Source organism: Sphingobium sp. GW456-12-10-14-TSB1 (assembly GCF_059424385.1).
Map to the genome: position 1 here is coordinate 2596851 of NZ_JBWKZI010000001.1, position 17197 is coordinate 2614047.

At 62.2% G+C, this 17197-nt stretch carries 19 protein-coding genes; all 19 read right to left on the reverse strand.

The genetic code is table 11. The features are described from left to right. Window positions 1–45 precede the first annotated feature (45 nt). Complete coding sequence (locus AC07X9_RS12690) at window positions 46–972, reverse strand: LPD7 domain-containing protein (protein WP_017182751.1); 927 nt, start codon at window positions 970–972, stop codon at window positions 46–48. Continuing rightward, entirely contained in the window at window positions 962–2917 is a 1956-nt protein-coding gene (locus tag AC07X9_RS12695) for a type IV secretory system conjugative DNA transfer family protein (RefSeq protein WP_066858416.1), read from the reverse strand. Before AC07X9_RS12695 ends, AC07X9_RS12690 begins: the two co-directional genes overlap by 11 nt. Window positions 2918–2924: 7 nt before the next feature. Continuing rightward, complete coding sequence (gene virB11, locus AC07X9_RS12700; RefSeq protein WP_017182753.1) at window positions 2925–3929, reverse strand: P-type DNA transfer ATPase VirB11; 1005 nt, start codon at window positions 3927–3929, stop codon at window positions 2925–2927. Further along, window positions 3926–5155 carry a type IV secretion system protein VirB10 gene (gene virB10, locus AC07X9_RS12705; protein WP_017182754.1) on the reverse strand — a complete coding sequence of 410 codons (1230 nt, stop codon included), beginning with the start codon at window positions 5153–5155 and terminating at the stop codon, window positions 3926–3928. The genes virB11 and virB10 overlap by 4 nt, the downstream gene beginning before the upstream one ends. A 5-nt stretch (window positions 5156–5160) precedes the next feature. Continuing rightward, window positions 5161–6018, reverse strand: coding sequence for a P-type conjugative transfer protein VirB9 (virB9, locus tag AC07X9_RS12710; protein WP_017182755.1), 858 nt, complete (start codon window positions 6016–6018; stop codon window positions 5161–5163). Beyond that, window positions 6015–6704: a VirB8 family type IV secretion system protein gene (locus AC07X9_RS12715; protein ID WP_017182756.1), complete on the reverse strand. Its 690-nt coding sequence runs from the start codon at window positions 6702–6704 to the stop codon at window positions 6015–6017. Before AC07X9_RS12715 ends, virB9 begins: the two co-directional genes overlap by 4 nt. A gap of 336 nt (window positions 6705–7040) precedes the next feature. Then, window positions 7041–7985, reverse strand: a complete 945-nt coding sequence (locus AC07X9_RS12720) for a TrbL/VirB6 family protein (RefSeq protein ID WP_017182757.1) — start codon at window positions 7983–7985, stop codon at window positions 7041–7043. Between the two features lie 15 nt (window positions 7986–8000). Next, on the reverse strand, window positions 8001–8219 hold the full coding sequence (locus AC07X9_RS12725; protein WP_017182758.1) for an EexN family lipoprotein: 219 nt from the start codon (window positions 8217–8219) through the stop codon (window positions 8001–8003). After that, entirely contained in the window at window positions 8216–8932 is a 717-nt protein-coding gene (locus AC07X9_RS12730) for a TrbJ/VirB5 family protein (RefSeq protein ID WP_026002319.1), read from the reverse strand. The genes AC07X9_RS12725 and AC07X9_RS12730 overlap by 4 nt, the downstream gene beginning before the upstream one ends. Window positions 8933–8936: 4 nt before the next feature. Next, a complete protein-coding gene (locus AC07X9_RS12735) occupies window positions 8937–11351 on the reverse strand; it encodes a VirB4 family type IV secretion/conjugal transfer ATPase (protein ID WP_017182760.1) in 2415 nt (804 codons plus the stop codon). Further along, window positions 11344–11685, reverse strand: a complete 342-nt coding sequence (locus tag AC07X9_RS12740; protein ID WP_017182761.1) for a VirB3 family type IV secretion system protein — start codon at window positions 11683–11685, stop codon at window positions 11344–11346. Before AC07X9_RS12740 ends, AC07X9_RS12735 begins: the two co-directional genes overlap by 8 nt. A 9-nt stretch (window positions 11686–11694) precedes the next feature. Next, window positions 11695–12036, reverse strand: coding sequence for a TrbC/VirB2 family protein (locus AC07X9_RS12745; protein ID WP_017182762.1), 342 nt, complete (start codon window positions 12034–12036; stop codon window positions 11695–11697). Beyond that, window positions 12033–12716 carry a lytic transglycosylase domain-containing protein gene (locus AC07X9_RS12750; RefSeq protein ID WP_017182763.1) on the reverse strand — a complete coding sequence of 228 codons (684 nt, stop codon included), beginning with the start codon at window positions 12714–12716 and terminating at the stop codon, window positions 12033–12035. Before AC07X9_RS12750 ends, AC07X9_RS12745 begins: the two co-directional genes overlap by 4 nt. Next, window positions 12713–13054: a hypothetical protein gene (locus AC07X9_RS12755; RefSeq protein ID WP_017182764.1), complete on the reverse strand. Its 342-nt coding sequence runs from the start codon at window positions 13052–13054 to the stop codon at window positions 12713–12715. The genes AC07X9_RS12750 and AC07X9_RS12755 overlap by 4 nt, the downstream gene beginning before the upstream one ends. 140 nt (window positions 13055–13194) lie before the next feature. Then, entirely contained in the window at window positions 13195–14109 is a 915-nt protein-coding gene (locus AC07X9_RS12760; protein WP_017182765.1) for a phytanoyl-CoA dioxygenase family protein, read from the reverse strand. Between the two features lie 15 nt (window positions 14110–14124). Next, a complete protein-coding gene (locus tag AC07X9_RS12765) occupies window positions 14125–14742 on the reverse strand; it encodes an acyl-homoserine-lactone synthase (protein WP_017182766.1) in 618 nt (205 codons plus the stop codon). An 86-nt stretch (window positions 14743–14828) separates the two neighbouring features. Continuing rightward, entirely contained in the window at window positions 14829–15581 is a 753-nt protein-coding gene (locus AC07X9_RS12770; protein ID WP_017182767.1) for a LuxR family transcriptional regulator, read from the reverse strand. An 11-nt stretch (window positions 15582–15592) separates the two neighbouring features. Next, a complete protein-coding gene (locus AC07X9_RS12775; RefSeq protein ID WP_017182768.1) occupies window positions 15593–16351 on the reverse strand; it encodes a helix-turn-helix transcriptional regulator in 759 nt (252 codons plus the stop codon). A gap of 270 nt (window positions 16352–16621) precedes the next feature. Next, on the reverse strand, window positions 16622–17173 hold the full coding sequence (locus tag AC07X9_RS12780) for a hypothetical protein (protein ID WP_017182769.1): 552 nt from the start codon (window positions 17171–17173) through the stop codon (window positions 16622–16624). Window positions 17174–17197: the final 24 nt, after the last annotated feature.

Genomic DNA, 17197 nt, shown 5'->3' on the forward strand with positions numbered 1-17197 from the left:
GGCAAGACGTTCGCCAAGAACGAACAAAATACCGATATTGTGAACCTAGCGCGAGCGGTGACGCTCGGGAGGTTTAGGCTCGCGCCCTCGCCGATCGCCAGCTGACCGTCCGGGCGCGGCCGCACCGTCGATCTCCTTTTTCATAGACACCTTGTCGTGCACCACCGCCGGACGGATCGTCTTGCCGGCCGCGATATGGGCGTCAAGCTGCGCGCGCGCCACGGCCATCACGCGCGTGACGGCCTCGGGATTCTCGAACAACGTGCGTCGGATCACGGCTTCCATCACGCGCATCTGGCTCTCGGCGGCCCGATCATTCGACGCTGATCGACTGTCCGCGGCCTGGGTTGGGGGCTTATTGGGATTGGAGCGCTCGGCCAGTCCCGTTGGAGACGGCGCGTCGCCGCGTTCGGGCGCTCGTTCCATGGCAACCGGGGCAATCGTGTTCCTGCTCCCGTCACTTCGCAGTCGGTCGAGCTCCTGCAGATCGCGATCATTCGGCTTGTACCCCCGAACCTCGACACCTTTCTGGCTTGCCTCCAGCCATACCGAACGCCGAAACGCCTCTGTGCCAGTCACATGGATCTTATCCCAGCCGCGATGCTGCGCGATGGCGACAAGGTCTTTCACCACCTCCTGGCTTTCAGTCGCGGTGACGAGGCGACGGCCCTGATCCCGGAATGCGGGATCCTTCGTATCCGCGGTGGTGAAATATGCTGGATCACCGGACCACCTGGCCTTGTTGGCATAGTATCGCCTACGCACGGCATCAGGCAGATCACCAGCTTCAACCGAGGGGACTTTCTGGGTCTTCTCGACGCCTGGCTTTCCCGGATCACTGGACGGGTTCGGCTCCGGAGCCCGATCGGGAGTCTTGGCTGGAGCCTTCCTGCCACGATCCTTGTCGTCAACCGCGACGCTATTGTCGCGCGCGCGCGCCTTCGGGGCGGGCGCCTCGCTCTTATCGTCCATGATCGTGCCCTTCCGTGATCATTGCCGCAGCTGGCTCAAGGTCGTTCTCTGCATCGACGACGGCACGGGCGGTCATGGCCATTACGAAGTCCAATGCGGCCTTCTCGTCGCCGGGGTGAGGGAGGTCCTCCAGCTCCCCCAGAACAAGCATGTCGTCCGTGATTTCGGCGAAGCCGGAAACCTCGTCATCTGTCAGTAGCCGCGTCACAGGGAGCATCTCCTCGGTCGGTGTAACATCGAGCAAAGCGGCGCGCTTCGCCTCGATAGCCTGCGACAGCACGTCTGAGCCTGACGCTGCGCCCGCAGCCGGAGAGACGGGCGCACTTCGCGGGACCGTCACCGGGCGCGCCGCCACTTTGGGCGCCTCAGAAACGCGGCTCGTGAAGCGTCGCGACCTGAAATATTCGATCTTTCGCGCGCGCACGGGCGCTATGCCGCCCCGCAGCAGCAGCAGGTCACCTTTGGGCATCTGCATCAGCTCTTGCGGCATCATGAGTGCCCGTCGCTGATCTGATTCCGAGATGCTGCGATTGGCCAGCATTCCATGAATGGTCCGGCTCTTGGAGCGGACGTTCATCGTGAAGAAGCCGAGGCGTTCCGACAGCTCGTTGGCGACACGCAATTCCTTCGGCGTGAAGACCACCTCCAGACCGCAGTTGGCGATGATTTCGTCGGTGACATCTGCGCCGTAGATCCCGCGTGGTTGAGACCGACTCTGGATCACGGGAAGGAGACGCAGCCCATATCCCGCCACATAGGAAAAGGCCGAGGCGATCACAGGCGCTTTGCCGAGCCGCGCAAACTCGTCGAGCAGGATGAGAACGGGCACCTGGCCGCCCGTCGCCGGCAACTCGCGCGTGTTTAGGTCGATCAACTGCTGCAGGAAAAGATTATAGACCGGAGCAATCCGGTCGATGTTGTCGGGCGACACCCCGAGATAGATTGATATCCGTTCACGACGGACCTGGCGCAGATCGAAGTCAGTCTCGGAGGTCGCCGCATCGACATAAGGGTTGAGCCAGAGATTGAGCTTCGACGTGATCGTCTGCTTGATGCCGGAGAACGTATTGTCAGACGCGGAGGTGAAGTCGCTGAGCGCGGAAACGCAGGCTTGGCTCAAACGCTGGCCCCGCTTTTTTGCCTCCTCGACGACCTTCGGCAATTCGACCTTGGGATCACCGCTCGTCAGCCGCCGGTAGATTTCGCCGATAGTGAAGGGCAGGGCAGGGTTGGCGGCGACCAGGGCACCGACGCCGACGAAGGCAGCGCGCGCAGCCTCGGCCCAGAAGGGGTCTGCCTTCTCTGGTGCAGGAAACAACATCCCGCCGATCTTCTGCAGTTCGTTGACGACCTCCGTATCATCCAGCCGGTCGATGAAGCTCAACGGATTGTAGCGCGCCGATCGTCCTTCAGGATCGAGAGGATCGAAGAGATGGACGGCCTGGCCGTGACGCGCACGAAAGCCGGCCGTGATGTCCCAATTCTCTCGCTTGACGTCGAGGACGACGACCGAGTCTGCCCAGCTCAGCAGATTGGGTATGACGACCCCGACACCCTTGCCAGCACGGGTCGGTGCCTCCAGGAGAACATGCTCGGTGCCGCCGAACACCAGATAGCGGCCGGACTTCTGCCCGACGATGATGCCGCTCTTCGCGCGCAGCTGCTCGCGGCGGATCTCGGACTCGTTCGCGAACCTGGCCTCGCCGTGAAGCGGTCGCCGCTGCTTCAGAACGACAAGTAGGATCACGAACGCCACCGCCGCACTGACAAGCGCTCCGCGCTTCAGCCACAGATGAAGCAGCGGGTCGCCGCGATAATACCAAAGCCAGGCCGGAACGGCGGACACGTCCATGCGCGGACCGATTTGACCTAGACCCGCAAGCGCAATGACGATCGTCACCGACGCGAAACCGATACAGCTGGCCGCGAGGACGCCCGCGACGATAGCGACCCTAGTGAGCGGTCGCGCCTCCGACAGGCGGATCAAAATACACCTCCTCGACTGCGAATTTCCCCGACTGCTTGCGAGTTTGAACGACGACGTCGACCAGCATCCGGAGTAGGCCGCGGATGTCGTCACGGGCCAGGTCACGTCCGCCCTCGGATTCCTTGACCAACAGCGTCAGCTGCTCGAACGCGCCCATGGCGGAGCCAGCGTGGACCGTCGTGATCGAGCCTGGGTGACCGGAGTTGACGTTGCGAAGATAGAAGAAGGCGGTGCCGTCCCGCAGCTCCTGCAAGAGGATGCGATCCGGCCGCATCCGCAATGCGCTCTCCAGCAATTGCTTGGGTCCTACTTTCGCAAGACCCTGCCGCTCGCTCGAGTACACCATATGGACAACATTGCGATGCTCCACGACCAGCTCGCGCGTATCCTCGATCGTGAGCAACCGCTCCTCTGGCGGGATGAGCTGGATGAGGGCCTTGGCGAAGGTCGTCTTGCCCGACCCGGTCGCTCCGCTCACGAGGATATTCTTGCGGGCCGCGACCGCGGTCCTGAAGAAGGCTGGCCAGTCGCCGGCGTCGCGCTGCGCCACGAGCTGCGCATCGACATCGCCCAGCCCGCGGGCGGCCGATCGCGTGCCGGCAAACAATCCGGTCTCGGCGAGCTGGTCGATCGCGAGCGTGACCCGGGATGGCTTCCTGATCGTGAACGATGGGGCGCCAGTTGGCGTCACCGACGGAATCACGACCTGACACCGTTCGCCGCCCGGCAGGATGGTCGAGCAGATCGGCGTCTCGGCGTTGACATCCTGGCGCGTGAAACTCGCGGCCGCGATGGCAAGGGTCGCAAGCCAGTCGCTGTCGAGTTGGGGGACATCGTGCCAATGCCACCCGCGATGGTCCTCGATCCCGACCTCGCAGGGCCTGTTGATCACGAGTTCGGTGACCTCAGCTGGCTCCAGCAGCGGCAGGATCGGTGCCAGATAATGGCGCAGGACGGCGGTATCGCTCATTTCTCCCGCCGGAGCTCAAGACCGTAAACATCGGCAAAGTTGAAGTCCTTGGCGACGAAAATCCCTACCTCCTCGCCCTGATTCTTGGTTAGCACGGGCCTGATATTGATGCTGTTCTGAAGCGCGATGCCCGCGCCTTCGCTGGGCGTGCGCGTCGTGTTGTTGAAATTGTTGTTGCCGCTGGAGACGGCTTGCCCGGCGATATATGCGGCGTCGTCGACCAGAGAGAGCAAGAGCGCACTGCCAAAGCGTGCCCAGAAGAATGTATCGACCGACCCGGCGATGCCGGCACGACCCAGCGCATCCGAGCCCGGCGAGGCGAGGTCGATACGGACGCCTTGTGGCGTGACGGCTCGGGTCCACAGCACGAAGAGCCGATTCTGTCCTTGCTGGATCCCGCCATGATATTCGCCGAGCACCTTCGTGCCCTTCTCCATGAGGACGACCCGCCCGTTCTCGGAATAGATGTCGCGCGGGATCAGACAGGACGTGTAGCCCGGCTGCGCCGAATTCATCGCCGTCTGGAGGATGCAGGGAATCAAGGTTCCGGCGGTGACGAGATAGTTGCGGTTCGGGAGCATGGAGGCCCGCGCTTCACCGACCGCTGAACTCTGCCGGAGCGCATCAAGCGCGTTGGGCGCATTGCCACGGACACGACCCTCGGCGCCATCGCCCGCATCGTCCGCCTGGGATCCGTCGGCGCCGCCGCCGGCGGTCCGCCCGCCCCCTTGAAGTGCTTCCCTGCCACCATAAGCGATCAGCGTCGATCTCCGGGCCTGATCGGCGAGATTTTGCCCTTTGTCCTGCGCTGCCGCAGCTGGGGCCGCGCCAGGCTGCAGCGCAGGGACGATCTGACCGTCGGGACCAACAGTGCCCGGTGCCGGGTTGATCACCGGTGCGTTCGGATCCGCCGACGGTGCGCCGAGAGGCTTCGGCTTCGCGGCAACGGCGTCGTATGCCACAGTCTCGCGCGCCGCGAGGTCAGGCCGCCGCGCCATAGCCTCGGGCTTGTCCATCAGGTTGCGTTTGCTGCTCGTGCTCGGACCGGAGTTCACCCACAGGATCCCAAGAACCATCGCGGTGCCGGCAAAGATCAGCGCTGTGTTTCGCTTCGCCGGGGTCATGCCTCCGATCGGATCGATGCCACGCTCGCGGATGATTTCATCGCGCTCGGGCGTCGGATCGCCAGCCGGACGGCGAGGGGCTTCTGGCGCCGGTTCGTCCATCGCGCTTACTCCTTCGGATCTTGGATTGTGCGCTCGACATGCGGCGAGGCGGTGTTGGTGCCATGATCGACGCCATAGGGGGTCGGTGCGAGGTTATAGATGCACAGGACTTCGCGGTTCCGCCGCAGCCGCAGTTGCGCAGCAACGGCGTGGACGACGACGAACTCATCACGGACGTCGAACGGGACTAGGGTCTCCGAACCATCGGGGCGAACCAGATAGATAGCCGGTATCTCGTGATTGCCGGGGAAGCGGAGAACCGTGAATTGGCCATTATCGGATATTTCGGAAGGCTGTAGGTCGCTGGAACCCTGGACCTTGTAGTTAAGGTTTCGCGGGCCCTCGATCACACCATGATCCAAGGCACCGCGCACCGCGGCGGCCTGCAGCGCGGCGAGGCGTTGGGCCTCCTGGGCGGCGCGCATGCGTTCGGCCCGTTCCGCATCGTCGCGCGGGTAACGGAAGCGAACCTGAAAGAATGTTTCGCCGCTGCGACTGCCGATGGGGCCGCGCCGAGTGGTCAGTTCGAACGCATAGTTGCGCAGCTCGCCGCCCTTGTTGGTCGTGACGATCAGATTGGTCGGGCCTGCCCGTTCGCGCGGCTTTAGGAAGAGAATGTGCCCAGCGACGGCCACCTCCCAGGACACCGTATCGCCCAGTGCGACATGCTCGATCGTCTCATCTGGACCTAGCACTACCTGGGTCGCGGTCCGGAATGTCCCGACAATATGGTAGACCTGCGTCTCCTGATACTCGACGAACTTCACCCGCGGATCTGCAGGGCCGGCGCGCGGCGTGTCCTCCGCGAGCGCGGGCGTCGCGGCGAGCAAGGCGAGCGGAAGAAGCCAGCGAGCGTCGATCATCGCACGACCTCCGGATCCGCGCGGTAATTCTCGACCTGAAAGCCTAACGGATTTCGATAGCGGTCCCCTTCGGCCATCGGCGCATTGGTGTAGCGGAAGGTGACGGTCGCGATCCAATCGCTGCTTTGCGTGTCGGTGTCGGTCTGCACCGTGCGCGTGAAGCGCACATTGGCGACGCGGTCGTTGATGAAGGCGATATTACGGACGCGCGCCTGGACCACCGCACCCTTTCCCCACACGACCTGTGGGCTCGCACTGTTGTTCGAACTGAAGAAGCGTCCCCATCGCTGCTGTTCGCCGGGTTCCGACAAGATGGTGACCGCCCGAAAATTCTCCTCTGCGGCGGCCTGCAGCCAGCTCTCGCGCGCCCGAACATATTGCGCGAGGAAGAACTTCGTGACCGCCTCGTCATAGCGCATGGGCTTTTGCGTGAGGGTGGTTTGGACATCCACCGCGCCCGTCGTCTGGTTGACGCGAATGATGTAGGGCATGACGGTTTTGAGCGGTGTCAGCCCGGCAAGGGCCAGCGCCTCGGCCGTGCATGCGACCAGTGACAGGCCCGCCACGATCCAGGCAATCCGCTCTGAACGAAGCGATTTACGTTGCCGGTCCTGGTCCCAGGACCGCGCCTGTCCGAAATAAAGTTCTGCGTCCTTGGCTGGCACACCTTCGGTCTGGCTTCGCATGATCAGCAGCTCCTTACCGAGCGGGCCACCGCCCGCGCCGACACCTTGTCGGGAGCTGCGCCAGGAACAGGTGGAGGAGGGGTGCCCCCGTCAGCGGGGCGTTTGATCTGCGGCACAGGCGGCGGGGCGGGCGGCGCGACGGTCGCCGGGATCGACGAGCCTGGCAAAACGCTGCCGTAGATGTTCACGTCACGCAGATGCTTGCCGTCACACACCGGGAGCTTCTTAGGTTTCGATGCAGCATGGCTCGCGGAGAGGGGCAGGGCGACGGCCGCTGCCGATAAGCACAAAGCGTTGAAGGTTCTGGCAGGCCACTTCATGGTGTCATCCTTCTGGTCATGCGCGGCTCACCGAACCCCCGCGCTGCGCGGCCCGTTCGAGATTGCGGCTGTTGCGGGCTATGCGCCGCTGCTGGAACGGCGCCGCCATCGTTCCCCAGGCCGATCCTGCGAAGGCGCCCACGCCAGCCGCGGCGCCGCCGGCAATGCCCGTCGCGATGGAAGGGGCCTGGAAGAAGAAGATCGTGCCAAGGAAGATGTAGACCGAGAACAGGACCGCGCCGATCGTGACGTCCGGTGTTCCTTCGGCCGTGGCGAGCGCAGTCGCTCCGAGGTCGGTGATGAGAGCGGTGATCGCAATGATCACGGCCATCAACACGATGTAGTTGAACACCTGACCAAGCCAGCCATAGAAAAAGCGGCGGGTCGTCTCGAAGAGCGAAAGCGCTATGAAAATCGGGCCGAGCGCGATCACAACGGCAAGCGCGACCTTGGCGAAGACGGTGATGGCAAAGCCGATCGCAGCAGACAATCCAGCCAGTCCGTAGATCAGAATAGCGAGCGTCAGGAGCACCAACTTCCAGGGATTGATGTCGAGATAGGTTTCGGCCTCAGTGCGTATGATCCGCACGATATTGTCGACCTGTCCGAAATAATCGTCGAACACCGCGCCGACGCTGGTTATCGTCTTGCCCGCCAGTGCCTGAGAGATGGCGTCCGGCATCCCGTGAAACAGCGGGTTGGTGATCCACTCTGAATAGGCGACGGTGGTGGCTGCGAGGTAGAGCAGGCACAGCTTCACCATGCGGTAGAACAATTCACCCCACGGCTCTGCCACGATCCCGCGCATCACCATGTAGCCGAACAGGGCGATGTAGATCACCAGACCGAGCGCGAGCGGTCCGCGCACGACATCGATGACGTTGTTCAGCCGCTCGTTGAGGAAGAGATCAAGCTTCCCGTCGATGTTGGTGTAGATGTCCGCAAAGAGGGTCGATGCCATACCTGCGTGCTCGCCCTATTTCGGACCCAGCGAGCGATCGAGCTTCTCCGCATTGTCGATCGCCTTGGCATTGCTGCACTCCTGGGCATCACGGTGCGTGCCGTCCGCACAGGCCGCGAGCACCTGAGACCGTAGCTCTGGATCTGCCGCCAGTTCCTTTTTGCCCGCAGGCTTGCCGCAGCTTGCAAGCAGGGCCAGCACCGCGAGGGTCGATGCAGAGCGAATGCCCTTCATGGCCGGCTGCCCAGGCTCTGTTCGAGTTTGGCGAGGCTGGTTTCGCTCTCGCGCTGCGACCGCAGCCTTGCTTCTGCGGCCTGGCGCATCTGCAGCGCCTGAAGCTGGACCGCGTCATTCTGGATGTGCGCGTTTTCCACCCCGACCCGGGCTTGTATGTCCATTACGTCCTTGGCGTCCGACGCCGTGTCGAGCGACGAGCGCAGCTCTTCGAGCCCCGCCGTCCTTTGCGTGGTGACGCCATAGGCCGCCTCGGCGACAGCGGCGTCGCGCGCCGCAAGGTCGCCATTTCGCGAGATGGCATCGCGGCCGCTCCGCTCAAAGTCGGTGGCGTCGGTGCGAAGGTCGGGAATCGCGACGCGGTTGTTGGTACGGATCCGCGAAGCAGAGGAACTGAGGCTGCCAAGACCGCTGATGTCAGAGGACATCAGTCTTTGAATGTCCCTTGCCTCGCTCGGCAGAAGATGCCGAACGGCATCAGTGTTCAACGAGCTGGCAATCCGGTTGACGTTCGTCAGCTTGTTGATGCTGTTGAACATGTCGGTCGCCTGCGCGATCTGTTCCTTTCCCTGCTCGATCATCGACAGCGTGTTTTTCACCGTAGACAGGGTCTGCAGGAAGGTGCTGGAGTCATAGACCGGGATGCCCTGTGCGAACGCCGGCATCGAGATTGTCAGTGCGCTGGCCAACGCCAGTGCGCGTAATGCTCTCATGACCTTATCCTTTCGTTCTGCTGGCTCGGCGCCGTTCGTGGAAAATGGGTAGCCACTGGCTTGGATCGTCACCGTGTTCGCGGCGGACCTGATCGAGAATCCCGACGGTTTCTGTCGTCCCCGACAACACCGCGAGTTCGTCGGTCAGGCCTCCAAGGTCGAGTTCGACGACGATGGAGTCATGTCCTTGCTTGACGAGGAATCGTCGGCTTTCGGGGATCAGCTCGCTGCGGATGAGCTTGAATTCGGCGCGCGTGAGGCCGAGACCGTCGATATAGTCGACCTCTCGGCCATAGGGGTTCGGCAACAGGATCTTGGTGGCGACCTGCTCCATGATGCTGTGCGAAATGTCGGAGCGCAGCGCGTCGGCAGGGCTCTGCGTGCCGAAGACCAGGAACGCGTTCTGCTTGCGGTAGGTCTTGAGCCCGTCCTGGGCAAATGCCCGAAAGGCGTCGTCGCCGAGCGCTTTCCAGAACTCATCGATATCGATGACCAGACGCCGGCCATCGAGAAGGGCATCGATCCGATGGAACATGTACATCATCAGGGGCGTGCGGATCTCCGGATTGTCGAGGAAATCGGTCATGTCGAAGCCGATAAACCGCGCATCGAGCGACAATTCATCCCGGTCATTGTCGAAGACCCAACCGAGGGAGCCGCCGCGTGCCCATTTTTCCAGGCGCGCCCCGATGCCTTCCGGGTCACGCTGGCCCAGGAGCTGCCGGAGGGCGAGGATCGAACGATCCTCGGGTGGGAGCCGACCGATCGAGACTATGCCCTCATCGATCATCTTCTCCTGTGAGACGCCCAGCTGCTGACCAGACGGGGTAACGAGATGCCGGATAAGGCGTCCTAGAAAAACGATGTTGCCCGGCGTCTGCTCAAGCGCGCGAAGTGGTGCAAACCCGGTCGGCACACCATTTCGCAGCGCGAGATAGGTTCCGCCCGACGACCGCACATAGATCTCGGCACCCCGGTCCTTGTCGATGAAGATCTGCTGCGCGCCCGTCTTCTCCAGCTGCGCCATCAGGAAGTTCTGTACGACCGTCTTGCCGCCACCGGACGGGCCGATGATCAGGGTATGTCCGAGATCGTTGACGTGGAAATTGAAGTAGAATGGCGATTGGGCGGCGGTTTTCATGAGCGCGATCGCCGCGCCCCAATGATTGCCATCGGGCTTACCGGCCGGAAATGTGTGGAAGGGGGAGAGCGCCGCAAAATTGCGCGACGTGATCGCCGCCGGTCGGGCGCGCCATGCGAAATTGCCGGGCAGCTGCGACCAGAATGCGGCTTCCAGAGCCGGGCCTTCGCGGGCAGATACCAGTCCCGCATCGGCGAGGGCCGCCCGCGCCGTCGATAGGTTTTCCGCCAACCGCTTTTGGTTCTCACCGAAAACGGCGAGCGAGAAGTGATGTTCGCCAAGCACGAAGCGGTTGCTCTGAAGATCATCGGCAGCGTCAGCCAGCTCGAGCGCCTGGCTCGCGGCCGCATCCTCGGTCGACGCCATCTGGTTCTGCCGACGGCGCAGGCGCTCGGAGGCGCGGGCTTTGCCCATGAACGCAAAGGACTGCGTCACGACGAACGCGAAATCCTGGCTGAGCAAAGCGTTCATCTGCCCGGGGCGCGTCATCGCCGGGTATTCCCGGATTCCGAACAGCCCTACATACCGGCTCTCATCATGCGCTCGGACCTCCACGGTCTCCCGGCCGAAGATCACCCTCTCGCCATAGATCGCTGATCCGAGATGACCTCGGACCAGCGGCACGCGCGCGGCGCGGCCCATCATGACCAGCTCGAGGACTTCGAGCGGCCGAGAGAACATCAACCCGTTATGCTCATAGAGGCCAAGCCTCTGGGGGCGGCACCGTGCGAGCAACTTCTCTATATCGCGGGCCTTGTCCTCGAACCGTGCGAGCTCGTCCTGGTCGACCTCCTGCCCGTCTTTGCGGGCTGTCGACAGCCGGCGCAGCAAAACGCCGGTTCTGTCTGCCGATCCCACCGACGGACGCATGATGAGGGTGAGGTAGAGTTCGTTGACGAACATCCTCTTGGCGGTAACGCGGGCGCGGTAGGTGGCGTCAAGATCGGCGGCGAATGCGGATCTAAACTCGCCTTCAGGATAGTCGGTCACCGGGCGGCGGACGATATGCGTCCAGATCGCCAGACGATCGTCCGCGATATTGCGCAGCGTTCCGTTCAACTTCTCGTGCCAGTCATTCAGATTGACCGGGTCCGCCGTCTCGAAGGCGAGGCCATCGAGCTTGAACATCATCATGAGATCGCGGCCGTCGAGCGCGATGACGGCATCGTCGACGTGTCGGGCATAGGGCAGATAGCGCGCGGGATCCGCCTCGTTCTTGAGGATGCGCCACGGTGTGCGCGCGCCTGCGCCTCCCAGCGATCCCACCACGCTAGCCATGGGCAAAGCCCCGACGCTTGGCGCCGTCGATCGGCAGCGGTGAGTAGGAGCTTCCACCCCACCAGCTGCGATTGCGGCACCGGGCCTTGGTCATCGTCCAGAGCCACAACAACCGGAAGGCGTTTGCATCATGACGCACGATCAGTCGGGCAATCGCCAGGAAGGCCCCGGCCAGCGCGAAGGCATAGAGCGGGTTGCCCGTGATGATGAGGGTCAGGCAGGCCGCGAGCGCAATGGGCAGCGACGCTTCAATCGGCACACCCAACCACATGGTCGGGCGCGTGACCGCCAGAAACAGCGTCTCCTCGCGCAGCTTTTGGTCATCGGTATCCATGGCCCGCACTCATGCGCCGCCAGTGATGGTGTCGACGATCCATTGCGCGCTGAACACGATGAAGATGCCGACGATGACCGTGACGAGAAGTCCAAGGCTGGCCCGACCTGTGAAGAACATGAACCCTACGATCACCACGGCGATCACCGCGATGGTTTTGGCGAACGTGCCCGTCAGCCAGGTTTTGATGTTCTCGGCCATCGACGTAACGCCGTCGGCGGCCTGAGCGTAAGCCGGATCGGTCAGAAGCAACGTCACGGCGAGGGCCAGCAGAAGAAAGGCCGCATGCTGCGCAAGAGAGCGGCGGCGGGGCGTCAACCAGTCGCGGGATTCGGTCATCAAGGCCGTCATTCGGGTTGTCCTTTCGCTATTGTGCTGGATGCCCCCCCGAAGACCATCAATGTCGCTGACTGCGCCCCCGCAGCCGTATTCCATTTCGCGCTGCCGGCAGCGGCGCGCGGCGCGTCCGACATCGCGAGCGTCTGAATAGCTTCTCGCGGCGGCGGCGGCGGCGTGACCGCGATGTTCTGGACCGCAAATCCACTGCGCCGCATGGCCGGCACGACGACACCAGACGATGCATAGACACGGCCGACATAGCCGTTTCCAAATCCACGCCAGCGGTTGCCCGTGTTGTACATCGACATGGCGGCCGCGATGGCCGCCTCCGTCGAAGCGCTTGTCCGCACGACGCTGAGATAGTTGGAGGCCAAGACCCGTGCAGCGGCTTCGAGGTTCCGGCACGGGTCGAAGGCGTCGTCGACCGACAGGCCGAGGCGCTTCAGGTTTGCGCTGTTGATCTGACCCAGACCGAGGTCGATATTGTAGCCAAGCTCTATCAGCGAGCGCGCGTCGCGCACCGCAGCTGCACGATCGCCAGGATCCGGAGCCGGAACACCCTTAGCGTTCACGCCGATCGCGTAGGGATTGAAATGGCTCTCAGCGTGGACGACCGACACCATCGTCTCGACCGCAACCGATGGCGCGCACTGCTGCGCGAGGCCCACGACGGTTGCGAGTTCGAGAATCACCGCGCCGGTGTCCCCGTGGCGCTTGCTGCTGTCGGAAGGTTCTCGATGTTGGCTAGGGAATAACTTTGCTGTCGCCCATCGGTGAACGTCATCACGACCCGGCGCTTCGTGGCGGAGTCTCGGTCGAAGACCTTTGTCTTGGCGACGCTCCCGCCCGAGCAACCGGGAAAAGAGGCTCCGGTCGCGAGCTTCTGCCAGAGCTTGGCCATCGGAGGAACACATGCAGAAAATTGCGTCGCCCCTCCTGGATTGGAGAGGCAGATTAGGATCTGACAGCCCAGATCGTTGGCGAGGGCGGGCGTGCTCGGCGCGGACATCGCCAGCATCGGCGTGACCATGGCTATGAGACGAAGCTGCACAAATTGTCTCCTCGCGGTGGATTGCGGCGCTTGCGACACGGCTCGAAAATCACCGTCTTTTGAGCCTGTTGCGCATTGTTTCAGCAATCCCCCCAGTTGGGGGGATCGCCGTGGAGCCCTTAGCCGTTGCGCAATGACGGTGCGGGATCGCGCTGCTGTTCGAGAAGATACTGTGCCAATGCTTCTTCCTGGTCAGGCCTCAGGGCGTCAGTGGCTGCCAGATGATCAGGCGGGTCAGCGTTCAGCAGGATCGAGGGACAGCGGCCCTCGTAGTTACCAAGGTTCGGCCTGTGCTGTTGGTAGCCTACCAGTGCCGCCAGCGCCGGCTCGAACCCGCGCGCTATCTCCGGCGGGTAGACGAGCCATTGGTTCTCATACGGTTTCAACCAGCCGAGGCAGTAGCTGACTATCATGCCACGGCGGATCGTCTCGGTCGTGTTCGCGCCGGCACCGTGAAGCGTCGATCCGAGGAAAACTACTGCAGCCCCTGGACTGCATTCGACCGCGATGGGGCCAATGCCGTGGTCCTCCGCAACCGCTCGTTGGCCATGGCTCCCGGGCCAGATGAGGGTGGTGCCATTGTCGGTCCGATATTCGGTGAACGGCCACATGACGTTGATCAAATATTCGAGTTCACCAACGGGTCCGCGCCACATGTCCTGGTCGCGATGGGGGAACTGGCAGGGAGCGCCAGGGTGGAGTTCGAGCGCTTGGGCGAGGTTTAGCTGGATCGTGTCGCACCACGGGCCGAGGATCGACTGAGCAATTTCCAGAATAAGCTTGTGCTGGATGAGCGCCGCCGCATAGGGTGATCTCTTCAGGACGCTTCCGAACCGCTTGGTACGACTGCCGTAAAATCCTCCCTCGCAAAACGGCGTCGCGGCGAAACGATCGTCGAGATCAGCGCTGAGCAAGCCGATGTCGGCTGCTGGCACGAGATCAGGAATGACGCAAAATCCGTCGCGTGCGAGGAGCTCGAGATGCGGCTTAGCATCGCGGGGCGCTGCAAGGGCAGGGGAGTGCTGTGTCGCCATGGTCGGTCTCCCGCGTCACGCCGCTGCACGGTCGAGATCGACCAGCGTCGTGGGAAGGTAGATGCCGGTCCTCCGCAGTAGGTCGGGGGTTTCTGACGATATTGAAATCCGCATCGCGGCAAGGTTCCGGCTTACCCCCGAGAGGCGGTCGCCAAGCAGCTCGCAGTCCCAGCCAAATGCGAGGATCTGTTTGAACCAGCTCTCTTCGGCCACGCCAGAAAAGGTTGTAATTCCGGAGGCCAGAGCATGCTCGACTAGCCCGGACACCAGACGATTGCGGACTGTGCGCCGTTCGGCGGCGCCCATCGCACGCGCAAGGCAGAAGCGGGTGATCTCCCTCACCTCCGGGCCGACCGGCACATTCCCGTCACACAGGTGCGGGAAGACTGATCCGAGGATATGCGGTCGATCGGTCTTGAGGAGCCGGGCCGATCCGCGATGGTGTCCCTGTGCATCGGTGACAACTATGTAGACGGCCTCGTCATTATCGAACTGGTCGATTTCATAGCGACCTGCGAGAACCGGAATGTCCCATCCAAGCAGATCAACAAAGACGCGCTTTCTTTCTTCAAACATTTCTCGGAAGACGCGCGCGTCGAGTGCCTCGTCTATGCCATTTCCTATGATAAGCATTGTCTTCCTCCTGTGTGAGGAGGTTTTTCGAACAGAATATTGACCGCTACGTTATCCCCAGAAAAGGGGAGATCAGCACATGGCAGTCATCTTCCGAAGACGTCAGCGAAGCTGATCGATCCATCGAACAGCCCGCGCATCGCCAGCATTGTGCGCTTCGTGACGCCATATCGGTCACGCGCATCCTTGAGGTGTTGACTCACTGTCTCTGAGCCGACGCCGAGGATTCTGGCGATCTCCCAATCGGTCTTCCCGCGCGCAACGAGAGCCACGCACTCGACCTGTCGGTCGGTCAGCCGCGGTAATTCGCGGGGATGGGATCCTACGGAGCGATTGACCCGCCGAGCTGCCTCGAACGCAAAGTTGCCGACGAGTTGGACAAGGGGAAGCTGTTCCTCATCGAGCCCGACGCCGCTCGCCGTCGCAAACGAGCAGGAACCGTTAATCTCCCCGGGAATATGCGCGGGGATCGTAAAGCCATCGCCGATACCGACATCGCGCGCGGCGGTAAGGACCGCGCGATCACGCGGTGACAACGCGATCAGGGCTTCGACATTATTCCAAGCGAAACCCACCGACGTCTGCTGACTCGCGCGGTGGATAGGATCAGCAGCGTAAAGCCGGCGCTCTTCGAAAATGTCCATCCAGCTTTGCGGGTAGTCCACAAGCCTGATCGTCCCTGTAGCCGGCACCGCCGTATCGACATGATGGACGAGAGCAAAATGGGCAAACCCCATTCTGGCGGTGATGTCTTGCATGAAATCATACAGAGCATCGGGGCTTTTCGCGGCGCTGACCGAATCGCAGAATGACCGAACCTCGGCGAGCCTTATCGCCAAGGGGCCGGCGCCTACAGCAACGCGTTGATGTTCAAATGCCCGTCGCGCACCGCCCGAAGAACTAGCTGGGTTCTCCGCCTGACGCCATACCGGCGACGGGCACCTTCGACATACTCGTGCACAGTGTCGCGGCCGAGCGAAAGGATCTGGGAGATCTCCCAGTCGCTTTTGCCTTGGGCGACTAACGCGATGCAGTCGATCTGGCGTGGGCTTAGTGACACTGGCTGGTAGACGATGCCCTCGTCGCCGAGGATGGCGCGAGCTTGATCAAAAGCGACCGTCCCCACGAGGCGCGCGGTGAGCACGTCCTCGGTGGTTGCCACCGCGTCTGTCGATCGCGCGATCGTGAAGACGGCTTCAGGCTCGTCCTGCATCCTAATCGGCATCGTAAAGCCGGTGCGCAGGCCGTGGGCGCTGCCTTTTTTCAGGATCGATACCTGATGAGGGCTAGGCACTATGAATTCGTCGATGCGATCCCACGTCAACCCCGAAGACGTTTTCGCGCATGCAGCGTGAATGGGATCATCGAGATAGAGCCTGGTTTCGATGATCTCGTCGAGCCATCGAACCGGATAGGTGGTGAGCATTATCGCCTTCTTGCTCCGCTGAACAAGATCGACGTTGTGCAGAAGAGCAAACCAGCGAAAGCCGACCTGCCTAACGAACGAATCCACGATCGATGACAGCTGATCGAACGTCGTGGTTGATTTCGCTTGATGCTCGAAAACGCTGATATCAGCGAGACGGCCCTTGTCACATTTACTCGCCATCGACGCAGCCTCTCGTTGCCTTCCTGTCAGGTCCACCCCCAATTCGACGTATGCGCCAATAAACGGGGTGAGCCGATGCTGCTTGAGGCTGTCTGGCGCGCGCGTATTGATAGCGCGTAAGAGCAGCAGCTCTCGGATTTAAGCAGCCGATAATGGCGGTTCGATAATATATCTTATGTTAAATCAATGGGTTACGCAGCCCATTCCCGCAGCGCCGGTCCAAATTTGATCGTACAGCTATATTCACTGCGCAGCAAATACGGAGGCGTGTTAACAGATTCCCGCTAATGCCAGGCGCACATCCGGAGCTATCGTATATACCGCTTCGCGCTGCGCGCCCCGGTTGGGGTGATCGACGCGGTATCCCTGATAGTGGCGATGCAGCAATCCAGCCCGAACAAGATCCGATACGGCTCGACTGACATTCGTGCGCCCCGACCGCAGAATGCGCGCCTCAATCTCTTCATTCTCCTTCTGAGCCAAATCTCCTGCACTTTCCGAAGCGTCAGCCTTCGCCGACCACTCTGATCGAACCGCTGCAATCATGGCTGTACGGCGGCAGTCGCGGTTGGCCAGCGGCGCCAATGCCTGGCAGAGCCAGTCACGCACAGGTATCTGGGCAGCGTCGCTTCGTACGTAAGGCCCGAGACTGCCATTCTCCCCTGCGGCCTTCGCGATCAGATTGAGGATGAGCAGAACATACCTAGGGCGCTTCGATACCTGCGATACGCGCTCCACTAGATCTGGTAACGCGACAACCGACGAAGCCAAGTTGAGCGGCGCTGGTGCCATATGGTCGAAGAGGTCGGCTTGGTGGAACATAGCAGGAATCTACCACAACCGATC

What these genes read in the sequence shown, in the direction of transcription:
- AC07X9_RS12720 (WP_017182757.1), bottom strand. Translation starts at nt 7,985, where the DNA reads ATGGCATCGACCCTCTTTGCGGACATCTACACCAACATCGACGGGAAG.
- virB11 (WP_017182753.1), bottom strand. Translation starts at nt 3,929, where the DNA reads ATGAGCGATACCGCCGTCCTGCGCCATTATCTGGCACCGATCCTGCCG.
- AC07X9_RS12760 (WP_017182765.1), bottom strand. Translation starts at nt 14,109, where the DNA reads ATGGCGACACAGCACTCCCCTGCCCTTGCAGCGCCCCGCGATGCTAAG.
- AC07X9_RS12755 (WP_017182764.1), bottom strand. Translation starts at nt 13,054, where the DNA reads ATGGTCACGCCGATGCTGGCGATGTCCGCGCCGAGCACGCCCGCCCTC.
- AC07X9_RS12725 (WP_017182758.1), bottom strand. Translation starts at nt 8,219, where the DNA reads ATGAAGGGCATTCGCTCTGCATCGACCCTCGCGGTGCTGGCCCTGCTT.
- AC07X9_RS12690 (WP_017182751.1), bottom strand. Translation starts at nt 972, where the DNA reads ATGGACGATAAGAGCGAGGCGCCCGCCCCGAAGGCGCGCGCGCGCGAC.
- AC07X9_RS12745 (WP_017182762.1), bottom strand. Translation starts at nt 12,036, where the DNA reads ATGACGGCCTTGATGACCGAATCCCGCGACTGGTTGACGCCCCGCCGC.
- virB10 (WP_017182754.1), bottom strand. Translation starts at nt 5,155, where the DNA reads ATGGACGAACCGGCGCCAGAAGCCCCTCGCCGTCCGGCTGGCGATCCG.
- AC07X9_RS12730 (WP_026002319.1), bottom strand. Translation starts at nt 8,932, where the DNA reads ATGAGAGCATTACGCGCACTGGCGTTGGCCAGCGCACTGACAATCTCG.
- AC07X9_RS12735 (WP_017182760.1), bottom strand. Translation starts at nt 11,351, where the DNA reads ATGGCTAGCGTGGTGGGATCGCTGGGAGGCGCAGGCGCGCGCACACCG.
- AC07X9_RS12715 (WP_017182756.1), bottom strand. Translation starts at nt 6,704, where the DNA reads ATGCGAAGCCAGACCGAAGGTGTGCCAGCCAAGGACGCAGAACTTTAT.
- AC07X9_RS12765 (WP_017182766.1), bottom strand. Translation starts at nt 14,742, where the DNA reads ATGCTTATCATAGGAAATGGCATAGACGAGGCACTCGACGCGCGCGTC.
- virB9 (WP_017182755.1), bottom strand. Translation starts at nt 6,018, where the DNA reads ATGATCGACGCTCGCTGGCTTCTTCCGCTCGCCTTGCTCGCCGCGACG.
- AC07X9_RS12775 (WP_017182768.1), bottom strand. Translation starts at nt 16,351, where the DNA reads ATGGCGAGTAAATGTGACAAGGGCCGTCTCGCTGATATCAGCGTTTTC.
- AC07X9_RS12740 (WP_017182761.1), bottom strand. Translation starts at nt 11,685, where the DNA reads ATGGATACCGATGACCAAAAGCTGCGCGAGGAGACGCTGTTTCTGGCG.
- AC07X9_RS12780 (WP_017182769.1), bottom strand. Translation starts at nt 17,173, where the DNA reads ATGTTCCACCAAGCCGACCTCTTCGACCATATGGCACCAGCGCCGCTC.